The 21,798-nt window shown below is 50.2% G+C and carries 15 protein-coding genes; all 15 read right to left on the bottom strand.

The annotated features are described in order from the left end of the window. Positions 1-34: 34 nt before the first annotated feature. Positions 35-1,318, bottom strand: a complete 1,284-nt coding sequence (locus CPY98_RS14860) for an MFS transporter (RefSeq protein WP_043494826.1) — start codon at positions 1,316-1,318, stop codon at positions 35-37. Positions 1,319-1,440: 122 nt separating this feature from the next. After that, complete coding sequence (locus CPY98_RS14855) at positions 1,441-2,460, bottom strand: Zn-dependent oxidoreductase (RefSeq protein WP_096388250.1); 1,020 nt, start codon at positions 2,458-2,460, stop codon at positions 1,441-1,443. A 16-nt stretch (positions 2,461-2,476) separates the two neighbouring features. Continuing rightward, a complete protein-coding gene (gene rspA, locus CPY98_RS14850; protein ID WP_046358936.1) occupies positions 2,477-3,691 on the bottom strand; it encodes a starvation-sensing protein RspA in 1,215 nt (404 codons plus the stop codon). Positions 3,692-3,930: 239 nt separating this feature from the next. Continuing rightward, positions 3,931-4,830: a lipid kinase YegS gene (gene yegS, locus CPY98_RS14845; protein WP_096388248.1), complete on the bottom strand. Its 900-nt coding sequence runs from the start codon at positions 4,828-4,830 to the stop codon at positions 3,931-3,933. Positions 4,831-5,473: 643 nt separating this feature from the next. Next, positions 5,474-6,844: a tRNA 5-hydroxyuridine modification protein YegQ gene (gene yegQ / locus CPY98_RS14840; protein ID WP_025799825.1), complete on the bottom strand. Its 1,371-nt coding sequence runs from the start codon at positions 6,842-6,844 to the stop codon at positions 5,474-5,476. Between the two features lie 694 nt (positions 6,845-7,538). Further along, entirely contained in the window at positions 7,539-7,961 is a 423-nt protein-coding gene (locus CPY98_RS14835) for a hypothetical protein (RefSeq protein WP_096388246.1), read from the bottom strand. Continuing rightward, complete coding sequence (locus tag CPY98_RS21040) at positions 7,945-8,499, bottom strand: hypothetical protein (protein ID WP_231899420.1); 555 nt, start codon at positions 8,497-8,499, stop codon at positions 7,945-7,947. Before CPY98_RS21040 ends, CPY98_RS14835 begins: the two co-directional genes overlap by 17 nt. Positions 8,500-8,505: 6 nt before the next feature. Then, positions 8,506-9,375, bottom strand: coding sequence for a PAAR domain-containing protein (locus CPY98_RS21035; RefSeq protein WP_231899419.1), 870 nt, complete (start codon positions 9,373-9,375; stop codon positions 8,506-8,508). A gap of 377 nt (positions 9,376-9,752) precedes the next feature. Beyond that, the gene (locus tag CPY98_RS14825) at positions 9,753-10,094 is read right to left on the bottom strand and encodes a YegP family protein (protein ID WP_025799824.1); all 342 of its coding nucleotides are present in this window, start codon (positions 10,092-10,094) and stop codon (positions 9,753-9,755) included. A gap of 248 nt (positions 10,095-10,342) precedes the next feature. Further along, complete coding sequence (gene baeR / locus CPY98_RS14820; RefSeq protein ID WP_038502970.1) at positions 10,343-11,047, bottom strand: two-component system response regulator BaeR; 705 nt, start codon at positions 11,045-11,047, stop codon at positions 10,343-10,345. A gap of 37 nt (positions 11,048-11,084) precedes the next feature. Beyond that, a complete protein-coding gene (gene baeS, locus CPY98_RS14815; RefSeq protein WP_043494812.1) occupies positions 11,085-12,458 on the bottom strand; it encodes a two-component system sensor histidine kinase BaeS in 1,374 nt (457 codons plus the stop codon). Further along, a complete protein-coding gene (locus CPY98_RS14810; protein WP_043494809.1) occupies positions 12,455-13,879 on the bottom strand; it encodes an MFS transporter in 1,425 nt (474 codons plus the stop codon). Before CPY98_RS14810 ends, baeS begins: the two co-directional genes overlap by 4 nt. A gap of 154 nt (positions 13,880-14,033) precedes the next feature. Then, entirely contained in the window at positions 14,034-17,132 is a 3,099-nt protein-coding gene (mdtC, locus tag CPY98_RS14805; RefSeq protein ID WP_096388244.1) for a multidrug efflux RND transporter permease subunit MdtC, read from the bottom strand. Further along, a complete protein-coding gene (locus CPY98_RS14800; RefSeq protein ID WP_096388242.1) occupies positions 17,129-20,278 on the bottom strand; it encodes an MdtB/MuxB family multidrug efflux RND transporter permease subunit in 3,150 nt (1,049 codons plus the stop codon). The genes mdtC and CPY98_RS14800 overlap by 4 nt, the downstream gene beginning before the upstream one ends. Beyond that, entirely contained in the window at positions 20,278-21,573 is a 1,296-nt protein-coding gene (locus CPY98_RS14795; protein WP_096388240.1) for an MdtA/MuxA family multidrug efflux RND transporter periplasmic adaptor subunit, read from the bottom strand. Before CPY98_RS14795 ends, CPY98_RS14800 begins: the two co-directional genes overlap by 1 nt. Positions 21,574-21,798: the final 225 nt, after the last annotated feature.

Raw genomic sequence — 21,798 nt, 5'->3', positions numbered from 1 at the left:
GACGAGTATCTAACGGTTGTATTTTCACCAAAGATTAAACGTGGTTCATTACCGCGGGCGTTGAGGCTGCCGGACGGATAACGAAGAACACCAGCAGCGCGCCCAATGCCGCCACGCCGCCTGCCAAGATAAAAGCGCTGTCGAATTTACCGGTGTTTTGCACAATAAATCCGGTCACGATGGGCCCGATAATTCCTGACACGCTACCGACCAAATGGATAAAGCCGCTGGCACCGCCGATACGTGATTTATGCACCACGTCTTGAATGATTGCCCAGTAAATCGATCCGGTAACATAGAGGAAGAAAATAGACACCGACATCAGGATCACCGCAGGAATTACCTGACTCACCGTTCCCGCCAACGCAACGCAGATTGCGGCGGCCAAGAGGCAAACGACCAACACAATTTTACGCGACAGCAACAGTTTGCCCGTAAGACGGAATATCCAATCAGAGATAATGCCGCCCACCGCTAGGCCAATAAAGCCAACGATCCAAGGAATGACCGTGGTGATGCTCATCTCTTTGATATTCAGGCCGTGAGCCTGAACCAGATAGGACGGGAACCAACTGAGAAAGAAAAACAGGATGTAGTTGTAGCAAAAGAAAGCAAACGCCGTGGCCAGAATGATTGGCTGCTTCATGTAAAACATCAGCGAATGACCGGGCTGCTGATTGCTATCCGCGCTCAGATCTTCACTTTTTTGCTGAGCGATCAGCGTCCGCTCTTCCTGACTGACGTGGCGACTTTTCTCCGGCGAATCTGAAGCGACAAAGAACCAGATCACTACCCACACGATACCGATGGCGCAGATAATCATAAACGCAGGACGCCAACCGAAAGCTAACGCTAAATATCCCACGATTGGGCCTGCAACGGCGCCGCCTAGCGGAGAGCCCGCGCTTAGCAAACCCATGGCGGTTGCCGCTTGCTTACGTGGAAACCAGCCGTTAATCATTTTGTTGGCCGAGGAGCAAATAGGGCCTTCAGCCATACCGAACAATACGCGCAGGATCAGCATTGAATAAAAACCGGAGGCCAGCGCGGTGAAACCGCAGAAAATTGACCACAGCCCCACAGCGACGCCGAGTACTAATAGCGGACCAAATTTATCGACGGCGAGACCGCCGATGAAATTGAATACGGCGTAACCAAAGAAAAAACTGCCAAAGATAATGCCGAACTGCTCTGCATTGAGAGATAAGTCTTGCTCGATCATCGGTAACGTAATTGACAGTGCGACACGATCTAAATAGTTGATCATGTAGACTAAAAACAGCAGAAAAACGATAGTCCAACGTAAATTCTTAGCCATAACTACCCCACGCGGTACTTTTATCATTATGTTGTTGGGTGTGTGCCTGCCCGTTATTGGCAGACACACGTGTATCTAATCTTTTGGATAAAAATTAATCGCTAAAATCTCTTCACTAAAATTTATTCACTAAAATCTAGAAGTACCTTGCAGCAGGTTTTCTGATCTTGTTCGAACAGAACGAGTGCGTCGGTAACGCGCTCAAGTGGAAAGCTATGGGTGATCAACTTTTCTGGATGAATTTTCTTTTCCTTCATCCATTCAATAACCTGAGGAAAACGAGCGCTATTGAGACGCGAGCTGAAGATTGAGATCTCCTTACTGGTGATGCTTTGCTGATTGAGTACGCATGGATCGGAAGAGAATCCCATAATGCCAATGCGTGCCGCGGGAGAGGCCAGCGCGATAGCCTGAGGTAAAATTGAAGGATGGCAGGCGGCATCAACGATCAGCGTCGGGCGAATGCCTTCTTGCTTCAATATTTCTGCTAAATCGAGGTGGGTATTGTCGATGATGCGATCGGCACCGTTCGCCTGCGCCATCTGCAAACGTTCAGGAATACGGTCGGCGACAATAATCGTTGATACGCCATACACGCCGCGTAATGCCTGAATTACGGTTAAGCCCATTGGCCCCGCGCCGTATACCAAAGCCACATCATTGGGTTGTGGTTTGAGCTGAGCACAAATATTTGCGGCAATGGTAAAGGGTTCAATCATGGTGGCTTCTGGCTCAGGGATGCTATCGGGGACGACATAAGCATTACGTGCAGGCGCACAGGCATATTCGCTGAACCCTCCGTCGCGGTGGACACCGATCACCTGTAGCTCGGTACAGACATTGGGCCGCCCAATGGAGCAAGGGTAACAATGACCGCAGCTGACCACGGGATCGATAACCACGCGCTCACCTTGTCGGCTGGCGCCTACGCCTTCACCTACGGCATCAATAATGCCGAAAAACTCATGACCAATAACGCGTGGGTACTTGGCGAAAGGATTATGCCCACGGAAAATATGCACGTCTGAGCCGCAGATCCCAGCACGACGCACGCGAACTCTGACTTCACCTGCTTGTGGCTGCGGGGTCGGACGATCCTCAATGACCAACTTTTCTGGCTGTTGAATAACGACGCTTTTCATTGGAAATTCCTCTTAGTTACCAATTCCACAACGTGCCATCTTCAAGGCGCGCAACGGGTAAATAGGCTGGCTCATACGGATATTTAGCCGCGAGTTTTTCATCGAATTCGATACCGAGCCCTGGTTTGTCACCCGGATGCATGTAGCCGTTATCGAAGGTCCAGCTGTGCGGGAACACTTCCAGCATTTGTTCGGAATAGCCCATGTATTCCTGAACGCCAAAATTAGGCACCCACAAATCAAAATGCAGCGCGGCAGCCATGCAAATTGGCGAGAGATCGGATGGGCCGTGAGAGCCGGTACGTACCTGATATAAAGCGGCGAAGTCGGCAATACGGCGCATACCGGTGATGCCGCCCGCGTGGGTGATGGTGGTGCGGATATAATCAATGAGCTGCTCTTCAATCAGCTGTTTGCAGTCCCAGATGCTGTTGAAGACTTCACCCACGGCGATAGGCGTGACCGTGTGCTGGCGGATCAAACGGAAGCATTCCTGATTTTCTGCGGGCGTTGGATCTTCCATCCAGAACAGACGGTAGTCTTCGATGCTCTTACCAAAACGCGCGGCTTCGATCGGGGTGAGGCGATGATGCATGTCGTGCAGCAGATGTTCGTCAAAGCCAAAACGATCGCGGACGGCGGCAAATAGCTTCGGGGTGAAATCGAGATATTTTTCCGTTGACCATAGCTGCTCTTCAGGCCAATTCCCTTTGGTGGCGGGTTCATAGGCCAAACCCTTGCCTTTGGACATTCCATAGGTGGTTTTCATTCCCGGTACGCCGCACTGCACGCGAATGGCTTTAAAGCCGAGCTCTTTGTGTTTGGCGTAATCTTCCAACACGTCATCCAACGAGTGGCCGGTAGTGTGGCAGTAAACCATGACGCCTTCGCGGGATGCGCCGCCGAGCAGCTGATATAACGGCATATTGGCGGCTTTGGCTTTGATGTCCCACAGCGCCATATCCACGGCAGAAATGGCCGACATGGTGACCGGGCCGCGACGCCAATAAGCGCCCTTATAGAAAAACTGCCAAATATCTTCGATCCTATGTGCGTCGCGTCCGATCAACTGTGGGCAAACGTGATCTTTTAAATAGGAAGCCACCGGCAATTCACGTCCGTTAAGCGTGGCGTCACCGATACCGGTCAGCCCGTCGTCAGTGGTGATCTTCAGCGTGACAAAATTACGCCCTGGACAGGTAACAAATACTTCAGCTTTAACAATCTTCATCTTTGAATTTCCTTAGCGCGGACTTTTCTCTGCTGGGAATGTGACCTTAATGATGACGGAAACATAAACCTGACATGACTACCATACAAGTATAATGATCGAAATTTGCCCGATGAGATCACGGTTTTAGTTGGAGGAAGAATTGGAGAAGAAAATGAGAGGTGCGCAGAGATTGCCCTTCCCAAATGGGGAAGGGCAGAATGAAAATTAGAGCGGATTAGGGTTTACCACGACCTGATTTAACCAATCAGTGGGCAGTTTGGCGGCAGGCGTAGGCTGATGGCGTCAGGTTCGATTTCAATGCGGAAATGCTTGGCGCTCAAGGGCTCGCCGTCCAAATTGAGCGTCATTTCATGAGGTGAGGTAATTTCTAACCACGGCAATGAGGCCTCGATGACGTTTTTATTGCTTTCGCCTTTAAGCAGGCTTTCTAGCAGCGCGGGCAGCAGCTCATCAGAGGTTAAAACGCGCAGATCCAGTTTTCCATCATTGATTAAGGCCTCGGGGCACAACGGCTGCCCACCACCGGCTTGACGGCCATTGCCGATAGCGACCACTAGCGCATTGCCTTCCCAATGGAAATCAGGACCGGAAATCTGGCAAAAATCAGCCTTGAGCGTATCCATACGCAAAATCCCATGCAGGAAATAAGAGGCACCGCCGAGAATGGATTTTAGTTTCTCCGGCGTTTCGGTGGTGATTTTGGTGCCGAAGCCGCCGGTCGCCATATTGATAAACACGCGTTTATCGTTGATGCGTGCAAAGTCGATTGGCACTGCGCGGCCTTGTAGAGCTAGCTGAAGCGCCGCCTGAGGTTCTTCAGGGATTAAACAGGCGGTCGCAAAATCATTGGCTGTGCCAAGCGGTAATACCGCCAATACGGGACGGGAGGATTCGCTGTGCTGGCTCAGCGCATCAGACACTTCGTTAATGGTGCCATCGCCGCCGCCGGCCACAATCGTTTCGACGCCGAGCTCTACGGCTTCTGCCACATAGCGCTTGGCATCGCCATGTTCCCACGTCACGCGGACATGAAGGGTATTTCCCTCGGTGCGTAACCCGTCAATCGCTTCACGCACGTCCTGATTGCCGGCTCCTTTGCCGTTCAAGATGACTAACGCGGAGTGTAACTGAGGCATGTGTGATCTCCTGAAAGGGGTAAAAAATTCAACTCTTACATTGTTATAACATAAATATTCATTCTGTTTTACCCGCATAAATTGTATTCATCAATGAATATTAATGAAACCGCTCTCATCGGGAAATATAATGCAATAACTGGCGCTGAATGGTTTCAGTTGAAAGGAATAAATGAATTGATTTAATTTTAAATAAACTTTAATTAAGTGATTCACTAAATTAAACGCTTAATTTCTTATTGTATGTTTTCTTAGTTATTTAATTTCAGATGAATTATTTTGAGATTAATTTGAAAAACAAATTACTTAACTTAAGTAACTATTATTTTATGATATTGATTTTATTGGAAAATAATCAATACAAAAGACGGGTTAAAAACAAGGGAGAAGGGTTTTAATAGTTGACGTAGGGGGGTATAAAATAGTAAATAAAAAGAAAACCAGCCCAAGGGAGATTGGGCTGGCAAGGAGGTGGTTCCTAGTATTGCTTTTTCGTTATATCTTTTTGCCACTCGATAATATCTATATGCGATAAATTTAAGTGTGATCTTAATCTTATAATAGGAATATTAAGCATAAAAAAGAGATAAAAAAAGCGCAGCTTATAAGAAATAAGCTACGCCTTGGCGTTTAACAGGTCGAATTACGCCGCAGTATGCGGGTTACGCGTATCGGTGCCTGCTAAATTACGCATCAATAGCGCGAATTCGAGATCCAAATCATCGGGAACAGGGATGTAAACAATATGTCCATCTCCCGGCGCGACTTGGGTAGGCTCGCCTTTCTTGTTTTGCATCGCTTCAAGCGTGAACTGCACATTGCCTTTTGGCGTCATCATTTCAACGCTGTCGCCTAGGGTGAACTTATTCTTCACTAAGACTTCGGCATAACCATCGCGGCGTGCGCCTGTCAGTTCGCCAACAAACTGCTGGCGATCGGAAACCGAATAGCCATAGTCGTAGTTTTGTTGATCTTCATGCACGTGGCGACGCAGGAAACCTTCGGTATAGCCTCGGTGCGCCAACGCTTCCAGCGTGGTGAGCAGCGTTGGGTCGAACGGTTTACCCGCAACGGCGTCATCAATTGCGCGACGATAGACCTGAGCGGTGCGAGCGACGTAGTAGAAAGACTTAGTACGGCCTTCAATTTTCAATGAATGAACGCCCATTTGAGTCAGGCGCTCAACGTGCTGGATGGCACGCAGGTCCTTGGAGTTCATGATGTAGGTGCCGTGCTCGTCTTCGAATGCGCTCATGTATTCACCGGGGCGCATCGCTTCTTCCAACATAAAGACTTTATCGGTCGGCGCGCCGATACCCAGCGTTGGCTCAGCGGGCACTTCGGTGACAGGGATCGGTTCATGCACGTGAACGATATTGCCTACGGTATCTTCTTTGCCTTCCTGAACTTTATATTCCCAACGGCAGGCGTTGGTGCAGGTGCCCTGATTAGGATCACGCTTGTTGATATAGCCGGAAAGCAGGCAGCGGCCAGAATAGGCCATGCACAGTGCACCATGCACAAAGATCTCAAGCTCCATATCAGGAACCTGCTGGCGAATTTCTTCAATTTCTTCCAGAGAAAGCTCACGCGACAGGATCACGCGGGTTAACCCCATTTGCTTCCAGAATTTTACCGTCGCCCAGTTAACCGCGTTAGCCTGTACGGAAAGATGAATCGCCATCTCAGGGAAGGCTTCGCGCACCATGGAAATCAATCCTGGATCGGACATAATTAGCGCGTCCGGCCCCATTTCGATGACCGGCTTCAGGTCACGGAGGAAGGTTTTCAATTTGGCGTTGTGCGGCGCGATATTCACCACCACGTAGAATTTTTTACCCAGCGCATGCGCTTCGTTGATGCCGAGGGCAAGATTCTCATGGTTGAATTCGTTGTTGCGAACACGCAGGCTATAACGAGGTTGACCGGCATAAACAGCATCTGCGCCATAGGCGAACGCATAACGCATGTTTTTCAGCGTACCGGCCGGAGAGAGTAATTCCGGAGTAAACATAGGTTTGTATTTCTCTTTAAGGTCTGATCACAAGTCAGTCTGTACCTGTAGGTACAGTGAAGGCGGGCATTATAGAGGGTTCGGCGAGGGAGCACAATGAATGTGGGGGCATTTGGGTTGATCTTATGGCTTGGTTAGCCCCGCACTAGCCTGTACCTGCTTAGGTCAGAGAGAACCGAAGAGCGTATTGGTGTGTATAAGAATTTGATCAGCTTTTCTCCTTGTATATCAATATAATCAGATTGGCACTGATTGAACCTATCCATGAACTAATCTGGTATCTATTCGAGTTAATAAAATATTTGGCTGCTTCATAATATCTACTTATTTGAGAGGTAATTACAGCAGCATTTCTTTCGTTAAATTGTGAAGTTAAACATATTTTTTAACTTTATCAAATTGCATCGAAATGCTTTCATTTTACGTTAGAGTGAAACGCTATTGCTAATATACGTACATTCTAGGGCGTTGATTAAAATGTTTTTTATGAAAAATCATTAAACACTGCAATGCTTCGAACTTGCTATTGTTTTTTATAATGTGAGTCAAGCCACAAAATTACAGAATTTAACTTCATTAATTATATTTATTTTTAATTTATGTTCTTTTCGTATCACAAGGTTTAATTAGAGTGGTAAATATAAATAATTAGTTAGTAACTATCAATTATCAATATTTCTTTATATGCATTAGATTAATTTTGTGTCCAGAATGTATAATAAACAAACATACATATACAAGCGGACACCATCCCGATGGCTACAATTATCTGTTCTGCATAAAACCAAGATTTGATTTCTTTTGGTAAATTATTGATGAAATCATAGTGTTTGTTACTGTACTGTCTATTAAGAAATGAATTTTTTTTGAAAATTAATGGAAGCACAATAAACATCATCTTTTGAGTATACCCAGAAATGAACCACAATGTATTACTATTCTTTAAAAGAAGGGTCGCTAATGGTAGCGCCCCTACTTGTTTTTCATATAAATCACATACCATTTTAAACCTTTTATCATTTAGATATGAGAAAATGGCATGCATAATTACCGCTAATAATGTAATGAAGAAACTTAGCAAAACTACGATAAAAGGTAAGTCAGTATGTAATTTCATATAATTTATATCCGATTGATTCCCCTATATCTCCTCCATATTGCCCTACTTTTGCTCCTCCAGCTATTCCACCAACTACACTAACAGCAGTACAGAGTAAAGCGCCTGCCCCTCCGACTTCTGCCGTAGCCAAACCGAGCCCCCACATGCACAAAGACATTGATCCGAAACCTACCGCCTGTCCTCCTACGGCTCCAAAACCAGTGCTCCCAGCAAATCGTGAATACTCCACAAATGCAGCTTTAGTACATTCATCCTTTCGTCCAACGCTACAGGCATCATAAACGGTATTACTGGTATTGCCGAAATCTAGCGCAATACCGATATAGCTTAGCCTCTTCATCCCCTTGATTAATTTTGCTGAACCTTCAATAAAGGTGGCATACCCCTCGATATCGCTAACGCCGCTTTGGTTCCATTGATGCATGATTGAGCGGCTCGATAACCCTAGCGTTCTTTTAATACTTTCGTATTGTGGCATATTAAGTTTTGTCTTAATGAAACGATTCAGAAGAATATCTATCTGCTTAAAATGCACTTCTCGTTAAGCATAAAATTGTTGTCCTATTAGAGCGCCACGAGTTATGTATGCGTTTTTATAGGTTTCCTGAATCTTCATTAGTATTTTATTTATCTCGTCAAAATAGGCTTTACCCACCTCTGAAAGCATGCCTAATGTTCCACTGCCATAAGCAGTAAACGTATCAATTGCCCCTCTGTGCTTGTACAGGAAATTTGCTTCTTCATCTGAGAGTGGCGCTAGTGCTGCATCAACTCTGGCTTTTGCTTTTTGCAGCGTGGCGATTTGGTGCGGATCTTGTTTGAGGGGATCAACAACCAACAAAATTGAACCCGTTTTAAGCCGACCGCTACCGTTTAATGAATCATACAGCTCACGTGTTCCCGCAGGTGGATCACGAAATATTTTTTCATCGCCGTACTCTTTGGGATTAGATGGGATCTCCACAACACAAAACCCTGCATCTACCGTCTGACGAGGTTCCGGTTGTGGCTCTGTTTGCGGTTCAGGATCTTTCTGGACAAACTCAGAATGGTTAGCTTTTTTGGCTGATTGAGCATATTGCATAGGCTGTACTGGTTCTGTAGTGCTATGCGTGGCTCCAAGCGACGATGATACATGCTCATAGGTCATCGCTGAACTAGATGGTATCAGCCTTGCACGGCAGCTACAGGTAGAATAGCTGTCTAAATCTCCGGCAGCTCTAGGAGACATAACCCAGTAGCTGCTAATACCTCCGGTGATGACATAAACTTTACCATCTTTACCACACGTGACTTTATGTCCTTCACATGCCGTTGGTTTGCCCATGATGGTTTGATTAGGGTCGCCTTCAAGAACAACACCGCCACATGTTGTTTTGTCGCCGATAACGATAAAGCGTCCTATGCTCATTGTGTTATTCCTTCAACTATTAAGAATTCTAGAGGCTATTCATTTATTATTTATCTGAATAGCGATAGAGATTTTAAATATTAAAAGATATGTAATCGTTAGCTTTTTCTATGAAGCCAATTCAAAATAGAATGTTTATTAATGATTTCTTTAATAACGTATTAAGTACTCTCATGTTTCATGAGTGACGCTAATGATAAAACATAACATTACGCTTGATTTTTTATCAGGCAATGAGAAAGGTGTAAGAAGTTTTATATATTCAATAGTTAAATATCTGCCTTTGGATATATATATTGATAGGCTCAAAAAATGAATGCTCCCCGTTAAGGGAGAGCACTCATTCTATTTTAGGATTGAAGAAAGTCTAAGGGCGACTATCCGTGCGTCAAATCTCTGATATCCGTCGTTGCGCCGTTTTTCACCACTGATTGAATCCCTTTTCGCGCGGCGCTCTCGGAGCTATACATTTCACTGGTGCCGATCACCTGATGATTCTTCGCTTTGAGAATGAAATAGGGCTGATCGCTGCTGCTGTTTTTGATCTCAAATTGTGCTTCATCGGGGGAGTTTGATTGTACCGATGCGACACCGTTGTCAGCAGATGCCTTGCTGGCATACATTTCGCTGGAAAGAATAATCTCTCCATTGCTGGCTTTTAGATTGAAGTGGAACTGTCCGTTCTTCGCTTTTTTGATTTCGTAATAGCCGATTGCCATGGGTATCTCCTTAATCTATCCCCGCCATACTTGACGCCGTGTCAGCGTTAGCCGCGCTAGCCACGTGAATAATGACGGATAAGTTTTGCAGTGATTAACTGCGTCAATGAGAGTGAGATGGATGTCGTTTACGCTGAATAAATCAGGATAAGTATAGACAATGGCTGGATATTTGCAGGTGTTTACCGGATAGGAAAATGATAAGAAAAGACGCTCCAGCGACAGGTACTGGAGCGATGACGGCGGTTTTACAGCACTTTACACGGCGCGCCTTCCCAGCGGTAACCGATGCCGTAAACCGAGCGAATAAACGGCTCGCCGTTTTCGAGCTGCTCCAACTTACGACGTAAGTTTTTAATGTGGCTATCCACGGTACGGTCGGTGACGACGCGGTAATCATCGTACAGATGATTGAGCAGTTGCTCGCGTGATAGCACGGTGCCTGGCTGCGTTGCCAACGTTTTCAAAAGACGAAATTCGGCAGGCGTTAAATCTAACAGCTGATCTTTAAAACTGGCTTGATAGCGGTTTTCATCGATGATTAGAACCGGTTCGGCGTTCGCCTCGTTTTGGCGCACGCAGCGACGTAAAATGGTTTTGACGCGCGCCACGACTTCTCGCGGGCTGTAAGGCTTGCAGATATAGTCATCGGCACCAATTTCCAGCCCCAACAGGCGGTCTATTTCTTCAATTTTCGCCGTTACCATCACAATCGGAACATCAGAGAAACGACGGATCTCGCGGCACAACGTTAAACCATCGGTGCCGGGCAGCATTAAATCCAGCAGAATTAAATCCGGTGGCGTTTGGTGGACATAGGGCAATACCTGATTTCCATCCGCCAGCAGGTGGGGCTGATAGCCGCCAGCGGTCAGATAGTCGATCAGCAGTTGTCCTAATTTGGGTTCGTCTTCGACGATCAACACGCGTTGTCCTGCGGGATCAACGTCCATGCTTCCAGCAATACTGTTCATACCCATTACCTTCCTCTTAGCTCTTTGTATCAAGCGGCAGTTGCAGGCTGATGGTTAAGCCTCCCAGCGGCGAGTGTTCTGCGGTCATTTGTCCACCGTGCGCTTCCACAATATTTTGGCAGATAGATAATCCTAAACCGGAGCCGCCGCTGGCGCGGTTGCGTGAACCTTCGGCTCGATAAAAACGTTCAAATATTTTCTGAAGCTGCTCATCGGTCACGCCGGGGGCGCTGTCTTGCCAATAAAGCTGCAAATAGGTATCGCGGATTTGACCTTGTACCTTAAGTTGCCCATTGCCATCAGTATACCGCAGGCTATTTTCGAATAAATTATTGAACAGCTGTAGTAAGCGATCGGGATCGCCAAACACACAGGCTTTTTCGGGCAGGTCGAGCGAAAGCACGATGTTTTTCATTGCGAAACGGTCGTGGAATGCGCTGGCGGCGATTTGTACCAGATGAATGACGTCAATGTGCTCTTTGCGATAGGCAAGGGCACCGGCGTCAGACATAGAGAGCTGATGCAGGTCATTGACCAGTTTGGTTAACGTGCTCACTTCGGCCTGCAATGATGCCAACGAATCCTGCGTCATTTGGCGAACGCCGTCTTGCATGGCTTCTAATTCGCCACGCAGCACCGCCAGCGGCGTGCGTAGCTCATGGGAAACGTCGGCCATGAGTGCGCGGCGAATATGCTCATTTTTTTCCAGCGTGATGGCGAGCTGGTTGAAGTCTTGTGCCAGCTTGCCCAATTCGTCGCGCGATTCCACTTCAACGCGGGTAGAAAAATTACCGGCGGCGAGCCGATGCATGGCGTCGACTAAACGTTTAACCGGTGCCAGCATACTGCGTGATAGCGCCCAGGTCACGCCTGCCGCTAGCAGCGTTGCCAGCGCCACAATCAGCCAGCTGGTGCGCCGTTGCTGCAAATCAAAATTGATATCGGTATTTCGCGTTAAACGCTCCGGCGGCGTTGTAACCACCCATCCTACCGTGTTCCCTTGGTACGTGACCGGCTGGCGAGTGCCTTCGGTGGGGATTTCGCCCGGCGGCCCAACCATTTTGCGATTGTTGCTATCAATCACCCAAAACGGCGTGCGCCAACCGTGTGGAGGTAGCGTATCGTTGCCTTCGTTGCTTTGCTCAATGTTGTGCATAATCTGGAAAATGACACGGTCGTTATGGCGAAGAAAGCGCCAGCTTCCGGCCTGTGCGTAGCGCTCTTCCAGTTCAGAGGCTAACAGCCGCACCCGCTGCTCATTGCCGTGCTTGATGTAGTCAATAAAGCCGCGCTCGAAACTCACGCGCACGCCCCAGTGCATCGTGATCAACACCAGAATGCAGGTGGAGAAAATGGCAAGAAACAGCTTGCCTGTGATACCGAGCTTCATGGTTCCTCCTTGCGACGGCGCGCTGTGCGTTCAAGAGTGCTGTTTTCCAGCGTGTCGTCCGGTACGCGTAAAAATACCAGCGCGGGTAGGGCAATAATCAGAGCAATACAGACATAGGTGAATAAAAATGCCTGATGGATCTCTAGGCTATTCGCGGTGATTTGATGATGTGAGAACATGCCGAGCAGGATACCCGCAACGCTCACACCCAAACTCATGGAAAGTTGCATGATCATCGACAGTAAACTGTTACCGCTGCTGGCCAGTTCATCGGGCAAATCTTTCAGCGTGAGCGTATTCATCGATGAAAAACGCATGGCGTTAATCATCCCTTGGAAGAACAGCACCAGCGGAATTGCCCAAAGGCTGATATACATTGCGGTAAACGGCAGAGCCAAACTCACAACCGCTAACGCCAACGTAGCTCCCACCAACACCCGACGATAGCCAAACTGATTCACCACCCGCACCACGATACGCTTCATACCCATACTGCCGATAATCATCGGGATCATCATCAGCCCAGCGTGAAACGGTGAGAATCCCATGCCGATTTGCAGGAAAATGGGCGTCATGAAGGGCAGCATTCCGCTGCCGATCCGCCCGAGAAAACTACCGCTCAGCCCGAGAGAAAACGTTTTAGTTTTTAGCAGATCGAGGCTAAACAGTGGGGCATCGCTGCGCTTGGCGTGCCAATAGTAACTGGTTAACGCGATACCTCCGGACAGTATTAGGCCGTAAATCATATTGGCCTCAAGCCCAAGCCCTTTATGACCATCGAGCGCCAGCGTCAGCGTTGCCATGCCAACGGCGAGCATCACAAATCCGCTGATATCAAAACGCCGCGTTTGCATACTGTAATTGGGCATCAGCCACAGCGTTGCGATGGCACCGATAATACCAACGGGTAAGTTGATTAAAAAAATCCAGTGCCAACTGGCATATTGCACCAGAAATCCGCCGAGTGCAGGGCCAACCAATGGGCCAATTTGGCCGGGGAGCGTAACGAAGGTCATTGCCGCCATATATTGGCTACGCGGCACGATCTTCATCACGGTTAAACGCCCAACCGGCACCATCATCGCGCCGCCAATGCCTTGCAGTACGCGAGCCATCAGCAGTTGGTTTAGGGTTTCAGCCTGAGCACAAAACAGCGATCCCAGCGTAAACAACACAATTGCGCTGAAGAAAACACGCTTCACGCCCACGCGGTCGGCCAGCCAGCCACTGGCGGGTAACATCACCGCCACGGTGAGCACATAGGCCACCACCACCGACTGCATGCGCAGCGGGCTTTCCCCAAGGCTTGCGGCCATTGCGGGCAACGCCGTATTGACGATGGTGGTATCCAACGTTTGCATGAAGAAGCCAAAAGCGACAATCCATAGCTGCCAGCGGACCGAGGCGGATTGTTCAGGCATGGGGTAGCGCTCCGTTCATTGAATGTGTGAGTGCAATAAACCATAACCCCCTCCCAACCTCCCCCTTTGCAGGGGGAGGGGCCGAGAGCACTTGGCTGTGACACAAGTGCTCGGTCAGTTCCCTCCCCTGAGAAGGGGAGGGCTAGGGTGGGGTCTATCTCGGCAGTGGTTTTAGCGTTTTTACTTTGCTAAAGCGGCTGCGTAGTCGGTCAAAATAGAGATACACCACCGGCGTGGTGTAGAGCGTGAGTAACTGGCTCATCACCAAACCACCGGCAATCGTGATACCTAAAGGCTGACGCAGTTCTGCGCCGTCGCCGCTGCTAAACGCCAGAGGCAATGCGCCAAACAGCGCCGCCATGGTGGTCATCATGATCGGGCGGAAACGCAGCAGACAGGCTTGGAATATCGCATCGCGTGGGCTCATTCCGCCGTTACGTTCGGCCTCTAGCGCAAAATCGACCATCATAATAGCGTTCTTCTTCACTATCCCTATCAGCAGCATGATGCCGATCAGCGCAATCAGGCTGAAAGGTGCGCCAAACATCTCTAACGCCAACAGCGCGCCCACGCCTGCCGACGGCAGCGTAGACAGAATCGTCAGCGGATGCACGTAGCTTTCATAGAGAACACCCAGCACGATATACACCGTCGCAATGGCGGCCAGAATCAAAATGATCTGCGAGTTTTGGGTATCTTGGAAAACCTGCGCAGTACCCGCGAAGCTACCACGTACCGTATTCGGTACGCCCAGTGCGGTCATGGTGCGTTCAATCGCGGCGGAAGCATCTGACAGCGCGCCTCCTTCCGGCAGATTGAAAGAGATCGTCGATGCGGCGGTTAACCCCTGATGGTTAACCGACAGCGGCGCGTTGGCAGGCTGCCATTTTGCAAAATAGGAAAGCGGAATCGCTTTGCCGTCGCTGTTAATCACAAACATTTTATCCAGCGAACTTTCATCCTGCGTATACTCCGGCGCCACTTCCATCACCACGTGATACTGATTCAGCGGCTGATAGATAGTTGAAATCTGCCGTTGACCAAAGGCGTTATTGAGCAAGGCGTTAGCATCAGCCACGTTAATGCCCAAGCGCGCCATACTTTCGCGATCATAGGTCAGCGCCAGCTCCGAGCCTTTATCTTGCTGATCGGAACTCACATCGGCCAGTTCAGGAAGCTTGGCAAAGGCCGCACGAATTTTAGGCTCCCATTTACGCAGCTCGGAAAGATCGTCCGAGAGCAGCGTGTACTGGTAGCTGGCGTTGCCTTGACGACCGCCCACGCGAATATCTTGTACCGCCATCAGGAACAAATTCGCCCCTGGTTCTTTGGCCAGCTTGCCGCGCAGACGTGCAATTACGTGCTGAGCATCGTCTTTGCGCTCACCTAACGGTTTCAACGAGATAAACATCATGCCGCTGTTAACGTTCGAGCCACCGGTGAAGCCGGTCACGTTATCTACATCGGGATCGCTGCGCACAATTTTCATGAAGTCTTGCAGCTTGCCCCGCATCGCCTGAAACGAGATGCTCTGGTCGGCTTGGATAAAGCCCATCAGACGGCCGGTATCCTGCTCTGGGAAGAAGGTTTTTGGAATGGAGATATACAGCCAGATATTCAGACCGATGGTGGCGATTAGGATCAGCAACACCCAGCGCGCATGGTTTAATACCCAGCCCAAACTCTTGCCGTAGCCTTGCTGCATTTTCAGCAGCAGCTTACCAAAACCGCGGATCCGTTCCTGATGGCGTGACGGGCGCTTTTTAAGCAGATGCGCGCACATCATTGGTGTGAGCGTGAGTGAAATCACCAGTGATATACCGATAGCCACCGAAAGCGTGACCGAAAACTCACGGAACAAACGCCCCGGCAAACCGCTCATCAACAGCAGCGGAATAAACACCGCCACCAGCGATAGGGTCATGGATAGCACTGTGAACCCTACTTCACGCGCACCAATTAGCGCCGCTTTTTTCGGTTCCATGCCCGCTTCCACGTGGCGTGAAATATTCTCCAGCACCACAATGGCGTCATCGACCACAAATCCAGTCGCGATCGTCAGCGCCATCAGCGAAAGGTTATTCAGACTAAAATCGCATAGATACATGGCAGCGAAGGTGCCGATGAGCGAAACCGGCACGGCGACGGCGGGGATCAGCGTGGCTCGGCCAGAACGCAAGAACAGGAATACCACCATGATCACCAAGCCCACGGCGATAGACAGCGAGCTTTCTACTTCGTCGAGCGAAGCACGGATGGTGGGTGAACGATCCTGAGCAACTTGCAGATCGATAGAGGCGGGGATCAGCGCTTTGAACTCTGGGATCTCGGCACGAATGCGATCGACGGTTTCGATAATGTTGGCGTCGGCGCTTCGGCGGATCATGATCAATATAGCGGGCTTGGCGTCGGTCATACCCGCATTACGCACGTCTTCTACCGAATCTTTAACGTTGGCAACGTCGCTGAGTCGCACCGCAGAGCCGTTGTTGTAATGAATGATTAAAGGCTGATAGTCCTGCGCGGTTTTGATTTCATCGTTGGTTTGCACCTGCCAGCGTTGGTTTTGTGCGTCAACGGCCCCTTGAGGACGACGCACGTTCGCGTTAGCAATGGCGGTGCGTACGCTATCGAGTGAAACGCCCTGATTAAACAGCGCTTCAGGATTGAGCTCAACGCGTACCGCGGGCAAAGAGCTTCCGCCAACCGAAACGTCGCCCACGCCGTCTACCTGCGCGATTTTTTGCGCCAGCTGAGTGGAGGCGATGTCGTAAAGCTTCGCTTGGTCATAGGTGTCTGATGTCAGCGTCATGATCATAATCGGCGCATCAGACGGGTTGGCTTTGCGATAGCTTGGGCGACTCGGCATGCCAGACGGCAGCAGGCTTTGTGCCGCATTAATCGCGGCCTGCACGTCGCGTGCGGCGCCGTTGATATCACGGTTAAAATCAAACTGAATGATGATACGCGTACTGCCGAGCGAACTGGATGAGGTCATCTCGCTGATTCCGGCAATACGCCCTAACGCGCGCTCCAACGGTGTCGCCACCGATGACGCCATGGTTTCAGGCGAAGCGCCCGGTAGCGAGGCGCTCACCATAATGACCGGATAATCCACCTGCGGCAGCGGTGCGACGGGCAATAATCTGAAGCCCAAAATGCCGCACAGCGTAATGGCCAGCGTCAGCAGCGTGGTGGCGACGGGCCGGTTGATGAACAGGGCGAAGAAGCCTTTCGACGGAGAGAACTTCACTGGACGTTCTCCTGCGGATCTTTAGCCGGATGCGTGTTTCGCGAAACCTTATCAAACAGCAGGTAAATCACCGGCGTGGTGAACAGCGTTAGAATTTGGCTCATGATCAAACCGCCGACCATGCAAATGCCCAGCGGCTGTCGCAGTTCGGCCCCAACGCCGGTGCTGAGCATCAACGGTAGAGCGCCCAACAACGCCGCCAGCGTGGTCATAAGAATTGGGCGGAAACGCAGCAAACAGGCTTGATAAATGGCGTCATACGGGGCCATTCCTTGCTCACGCTCGGCGGCAAGGGCGAAGTCGATCATCATGATGGCGTTTTTCTTCACGATACCAATCAGCAAAATGATGCCGATAATGGCAATCACGTCGAGCTCGCTGCCCGCCATAATCAGCGCCAATAATGCACCCACGCCAGCGGTCGGCAGCGTCGACAGGATGGTGACTGGATGAATAAAGCTTTCATACAGCACGCCCAGAACGATATACATTGCGACAATCGCCGCCACGATAAGCCACAGCGTGTTGCCCAGCGCCGATTCAAACGCGAGCGTTGCGCCTTGGAAATTCGTGGTGATATCAATCGGCATATTGAGCTGCTGCTCGGTGCTGGTGATGGTTTTCATCGCCTGCTCGAGTGAGTAGCCGTCGGTAACGTTAAACGACACCGTGGTGGATGGGAACTGGTCGAGATGGTTAATCGACAGCGGCCCAAAGCGCTCCTCAATAGTCGCAATTGCGTTCAACGGTACGTTTTTACCATCGCTGCTGGTGAGATACACATCGTTAAACGCGGCTAAACCCGTGTTGTGATCCTGATTATGCTCCATCACCACGCGATACTGGTTGGCTTGAGTATAAATCGTGGAGATCAACCGTTGGCCAAAGGCGTTATACAGCGCGTTATCCACATCGGCCATGGTAATGCCTAAGCGGCTGGCGGTGTCGCGGTTAACGTTCACAAAGGCCACTAATCCCTGATCCTGCCAGTCACTGCTCACGTCTTTCAGCATCGGTGATTTTTGCAGTTCACCCACCAGCTTCGGTACCCACGTGCTCAATTCGTCCAGCGACATGGCCTGCAAAGTGAACTGGTACTGTGTACGGCTCACCTGCGTATCAATGGTCAGATCCTGAACCGGTTGCAGATAAAGCTGGATACCGGGGATCTTGTCGGCCATTTTTTCCAGACGCGGGATGATCTGCTGAACGCGATCTTTACGTTCGTCCAGCGGTTTGAGATTGATCTGTAATCGTCCGCTGTTTAGCGTGGCGTTGGTGCCATCCACGCCGATAAATGAGCTCAGGCTCGCGACGTCCGGATCTTTAAGAATTTCAGCCGCCAGCGCTTGCTGACGCTGCGCCATTTCGCTAAAGGAAACCGACTGCGGTGCCTGAACGGTGCCTTGAATCAGACCGTTATCCTGAATCGGGAAGAAGCCCTTAGGAATAAAAATATACAGCAGAACGGTCAGCACCAGCGTGCTCAGCGCCACGCTCAGCGTGAGCATCGGGTGATTCAATACGACTTTGAGCCATTCGCCATATTTGGCGATGACGCGTTCGAAGAAACGCTCGCTGGCACGCGAGAAGCGGTTTTGTTTGCGCAGCGATTCATGGCTGAGCATACGTGCGCACATCATTGGCGTTAGGGTTAACGACACCACCGCCGAAATCAGGATCGCCACCGCCAAGGTGACTGCAAATTCGCGGAACAGCCGCCCGATAATATCGCCCATAAACAGCAGTGGGATCAGCACTGCAATCAGAGAGAATGTCAGAGAAATAATGGTGAAACCAATTTCTCCCGCGCCTTTCAACGCGGCATCCAGCGGTTTTTCGCCTTTTTCGATATAGCGCGAGATGTTTTCGATCACCACGATGGCGTCATCGACCACGAAACCGGTGGCAATAGTCAGCGCCATCAAGGTGAGGTTGTTGATCGAAAAATCGAGGAAATACATAACGGCGAACGTACCCACCAGCGACAACGGCACCGCCACGCTAGGAATGATCGTGGCGGGAACATTGCGTAAGAACAGGTAAATCACCATCACCACCAGCGCAATCGCCAGCAGCAGTTCGGTCTGAACATCGCTGACCGAGGCGCGAATGGTTTCGGTGCGGTCAGTCAGCACCGTCATTTTTACTGATTTGGGCAGGCTTTCTGTCAGCTGCGGCAGCAATGCCTGAATGCTGTCGGCCGTGGTAATAACGTTCGCACCCGGCTGGCGTTGAACGTTTAAAATGATGGCGGGTTTGGTGTTAGCCCACGCGGCCAGTTTGGTATTTTCTGCCGCCTGTTCGATGGTTGCTACGTCGCTTAAACGAACCGGCGCACCGTTGGCATAGGCGACGATCAGATCGCGATAGTCTTCTGCCGACTTCATTTGGTCGTTGGCAGACAGCGTAACCGAGCGCGTTGGGCCGTCAAAGCTCCCCTTCGCCGAGTTAACGTTGGCGTTAACGATAGCGGTGCGGATGGTTTCACTGTCTAAACCATAGGCAGCAACCGCCGGTGCGTTCAAACGCACGCGCACCGCAGGACGCTGACCGCCTGAAATCGTCACCAGACCCACGCCGCTAACCTGCGAGATTTTCTGTGAAATGCGGGTTTCCACCATATCTTCAACCTGCGTCATCGCCACGGCATCCGAGGTGACGGCGATGGTCATGATCGGTGGATCGGCAGGGTTAACCTTGCTGTAAATAGGCGGATAGGGCAGATCGGTTGGCAGCAAATTGGTGGCGGCGTTAATCGCAGCCTGAACCTCTTGCTCTGCGACGTCGAGCGGCAGCGTTAGCTGAAATTGTAAGGTAATCACCGACGCGCCACCGGAGCTTTGTGACGACATCTGTTTTAAGCCCGACATCTGGCCGAACTGACGTTCTAGCGGTGCGGTAATCGCAGACGTGGTGACGTCAGGGCTGGCGCCCGGATAAAGCGTCACCACCTGAATCGTTGGGTAATCCACCTCTGGCAACGCGGAAACCGACAGTGAGCGATAACCGACGATACCGGCCAGCAGAATAGCCACCATCAGCAGCGTGGTGGCTACTGGGCGCAGAATAAACAGGCGAGAAGGCCCACCGGCGGCGGGCGTTTCGTTTTTAGGCTCTTCAGAACCGACAGGCGTGTGTTGCATTATGACTTGTCCTGTTTACCAGCGTTCTGCTTATCCGTGTTTGGCTTAGCAGGAGCATCTTTGCCTGCTTGTGCCTGAGTCTGTGCGGTATTTTCACTATGCGGGGCAATCACTTCGACGGTTGCGCCTTCGGTTAACTGATCGATACCGTCAGTCACCACGCGCTCGCCTGCGGAGAGCCCACCGGTAATAACCACGTCAGAGGCATCGCGGGTTCCCACGGAGACGGCGTGCTTACTCACCTGATTTTTATCATTTAATACCCAGACAAAGTTACCTTCGTTCCCCATTTGAACCGCGGCCGCAGGCGCTACCACGGCGTCGCTTTGGGTGGAGACTTTCAGGCGCACGTTAACAAACTGATTGGGGAATAAGGTGTCGTCTTGGTTATCAAAACGCGCCTTAATTTTGATGGTGCCGGTGCTGGTATCGATCTGGTTATCCATGCTCAGCAAGGTGCCGGTGGTGAGTAAGTGCTGATTGGAGCGATCCCATGCTTCCACCTCTAACTTGCCGTTTTCTTTCTGCGCCTGCTGAATGCTGGCGATATTCGCCTCTGGCAGCGTGAAGACCACGTCAATCGGATGGGTTTGGGTTAACACCACTAAACCGGTGGTATCACCGCTGGTGATGTAGTTGCCTTCATCAACCAACTTCAACCCCACGCGACCATCAATGGGGGCGGTGATACGGCTGTAGGTCAACTGAAGCTTGGCGCTGTCAACGGCACCCTGATCGGCCACGATGCTGCCCTGCGTTTGCGTCACCAGAGAGGCCTGTGTATCTAGCTCTTGCTTAGAAACCATATTGGTTTTGCTAAGCTGTTGATAACGCGATAAGTCGCGACGCGCATTGGCTAAAATGGCCTGATCTTTGGCCAATTGCCCTTGGGCTTGCGCCAGTTGAACTTGGAAAGGACGTGGGTCGATCTCTGCCAGCAAATCAGCGGCTTTGACCTGTTGGCCTTCGGTGAAGTGAATTTTCATCAGTTGACCGTCGACGCGGCTGCGCACGGTAACCGTATTGGCTGCCGTGACTGTTCCCAAACCAGTGAGATAGTTAGGCACGTTAGATATGCGTGTTTCTGCCGCCTGAACCGGAGCCAATATGCCACTGCCGCCACGACGACCGCCGGCTTTGCCACCTGCTTTCCCTTTTTGTGCCTGTTCTGCGCCAGCTGTGGGCGCTTCGGCGCCGCTGCTGGTATAACGCCAAACAATGACGCCAGCGACAACAAGAACGGCGATAGCCCACCAAAGGCGTTTACGGGAGGTCGGTTTATTGAAAGCACTCATTGCAGACTGAATTCTCCAGAGAAATATCCCCGCCGCAGCGGGAATATAAAAATTGGACTTAGTGGCCCAATCACAAACAAATTAGTGACTCGTGTCAGTTTACTATTCTAGGCTGTCAGCTTTATCTAAAAATGAAGGAAATGTGGAAGATAAGTCAGATAGGGTAAGACCTTTCTGGATTTAGCCCGCAATGTCTATCCCCTATACGAATAATTAGTGCTAATA

The organism is Hafnia sp. CBA7124 (genome assembly GCF_002355555.1).
Taxonomy (GTDB): domain Bacteria; phylum Pseudomonadota; class Gammaproteobacteria; order Enterobacterales; family Enterobacteriaceae; genus Hafnia; species Hafnia alvei.
This window is presented reverse-complemented; position numbering and strand designations above follow the sequence as displayed.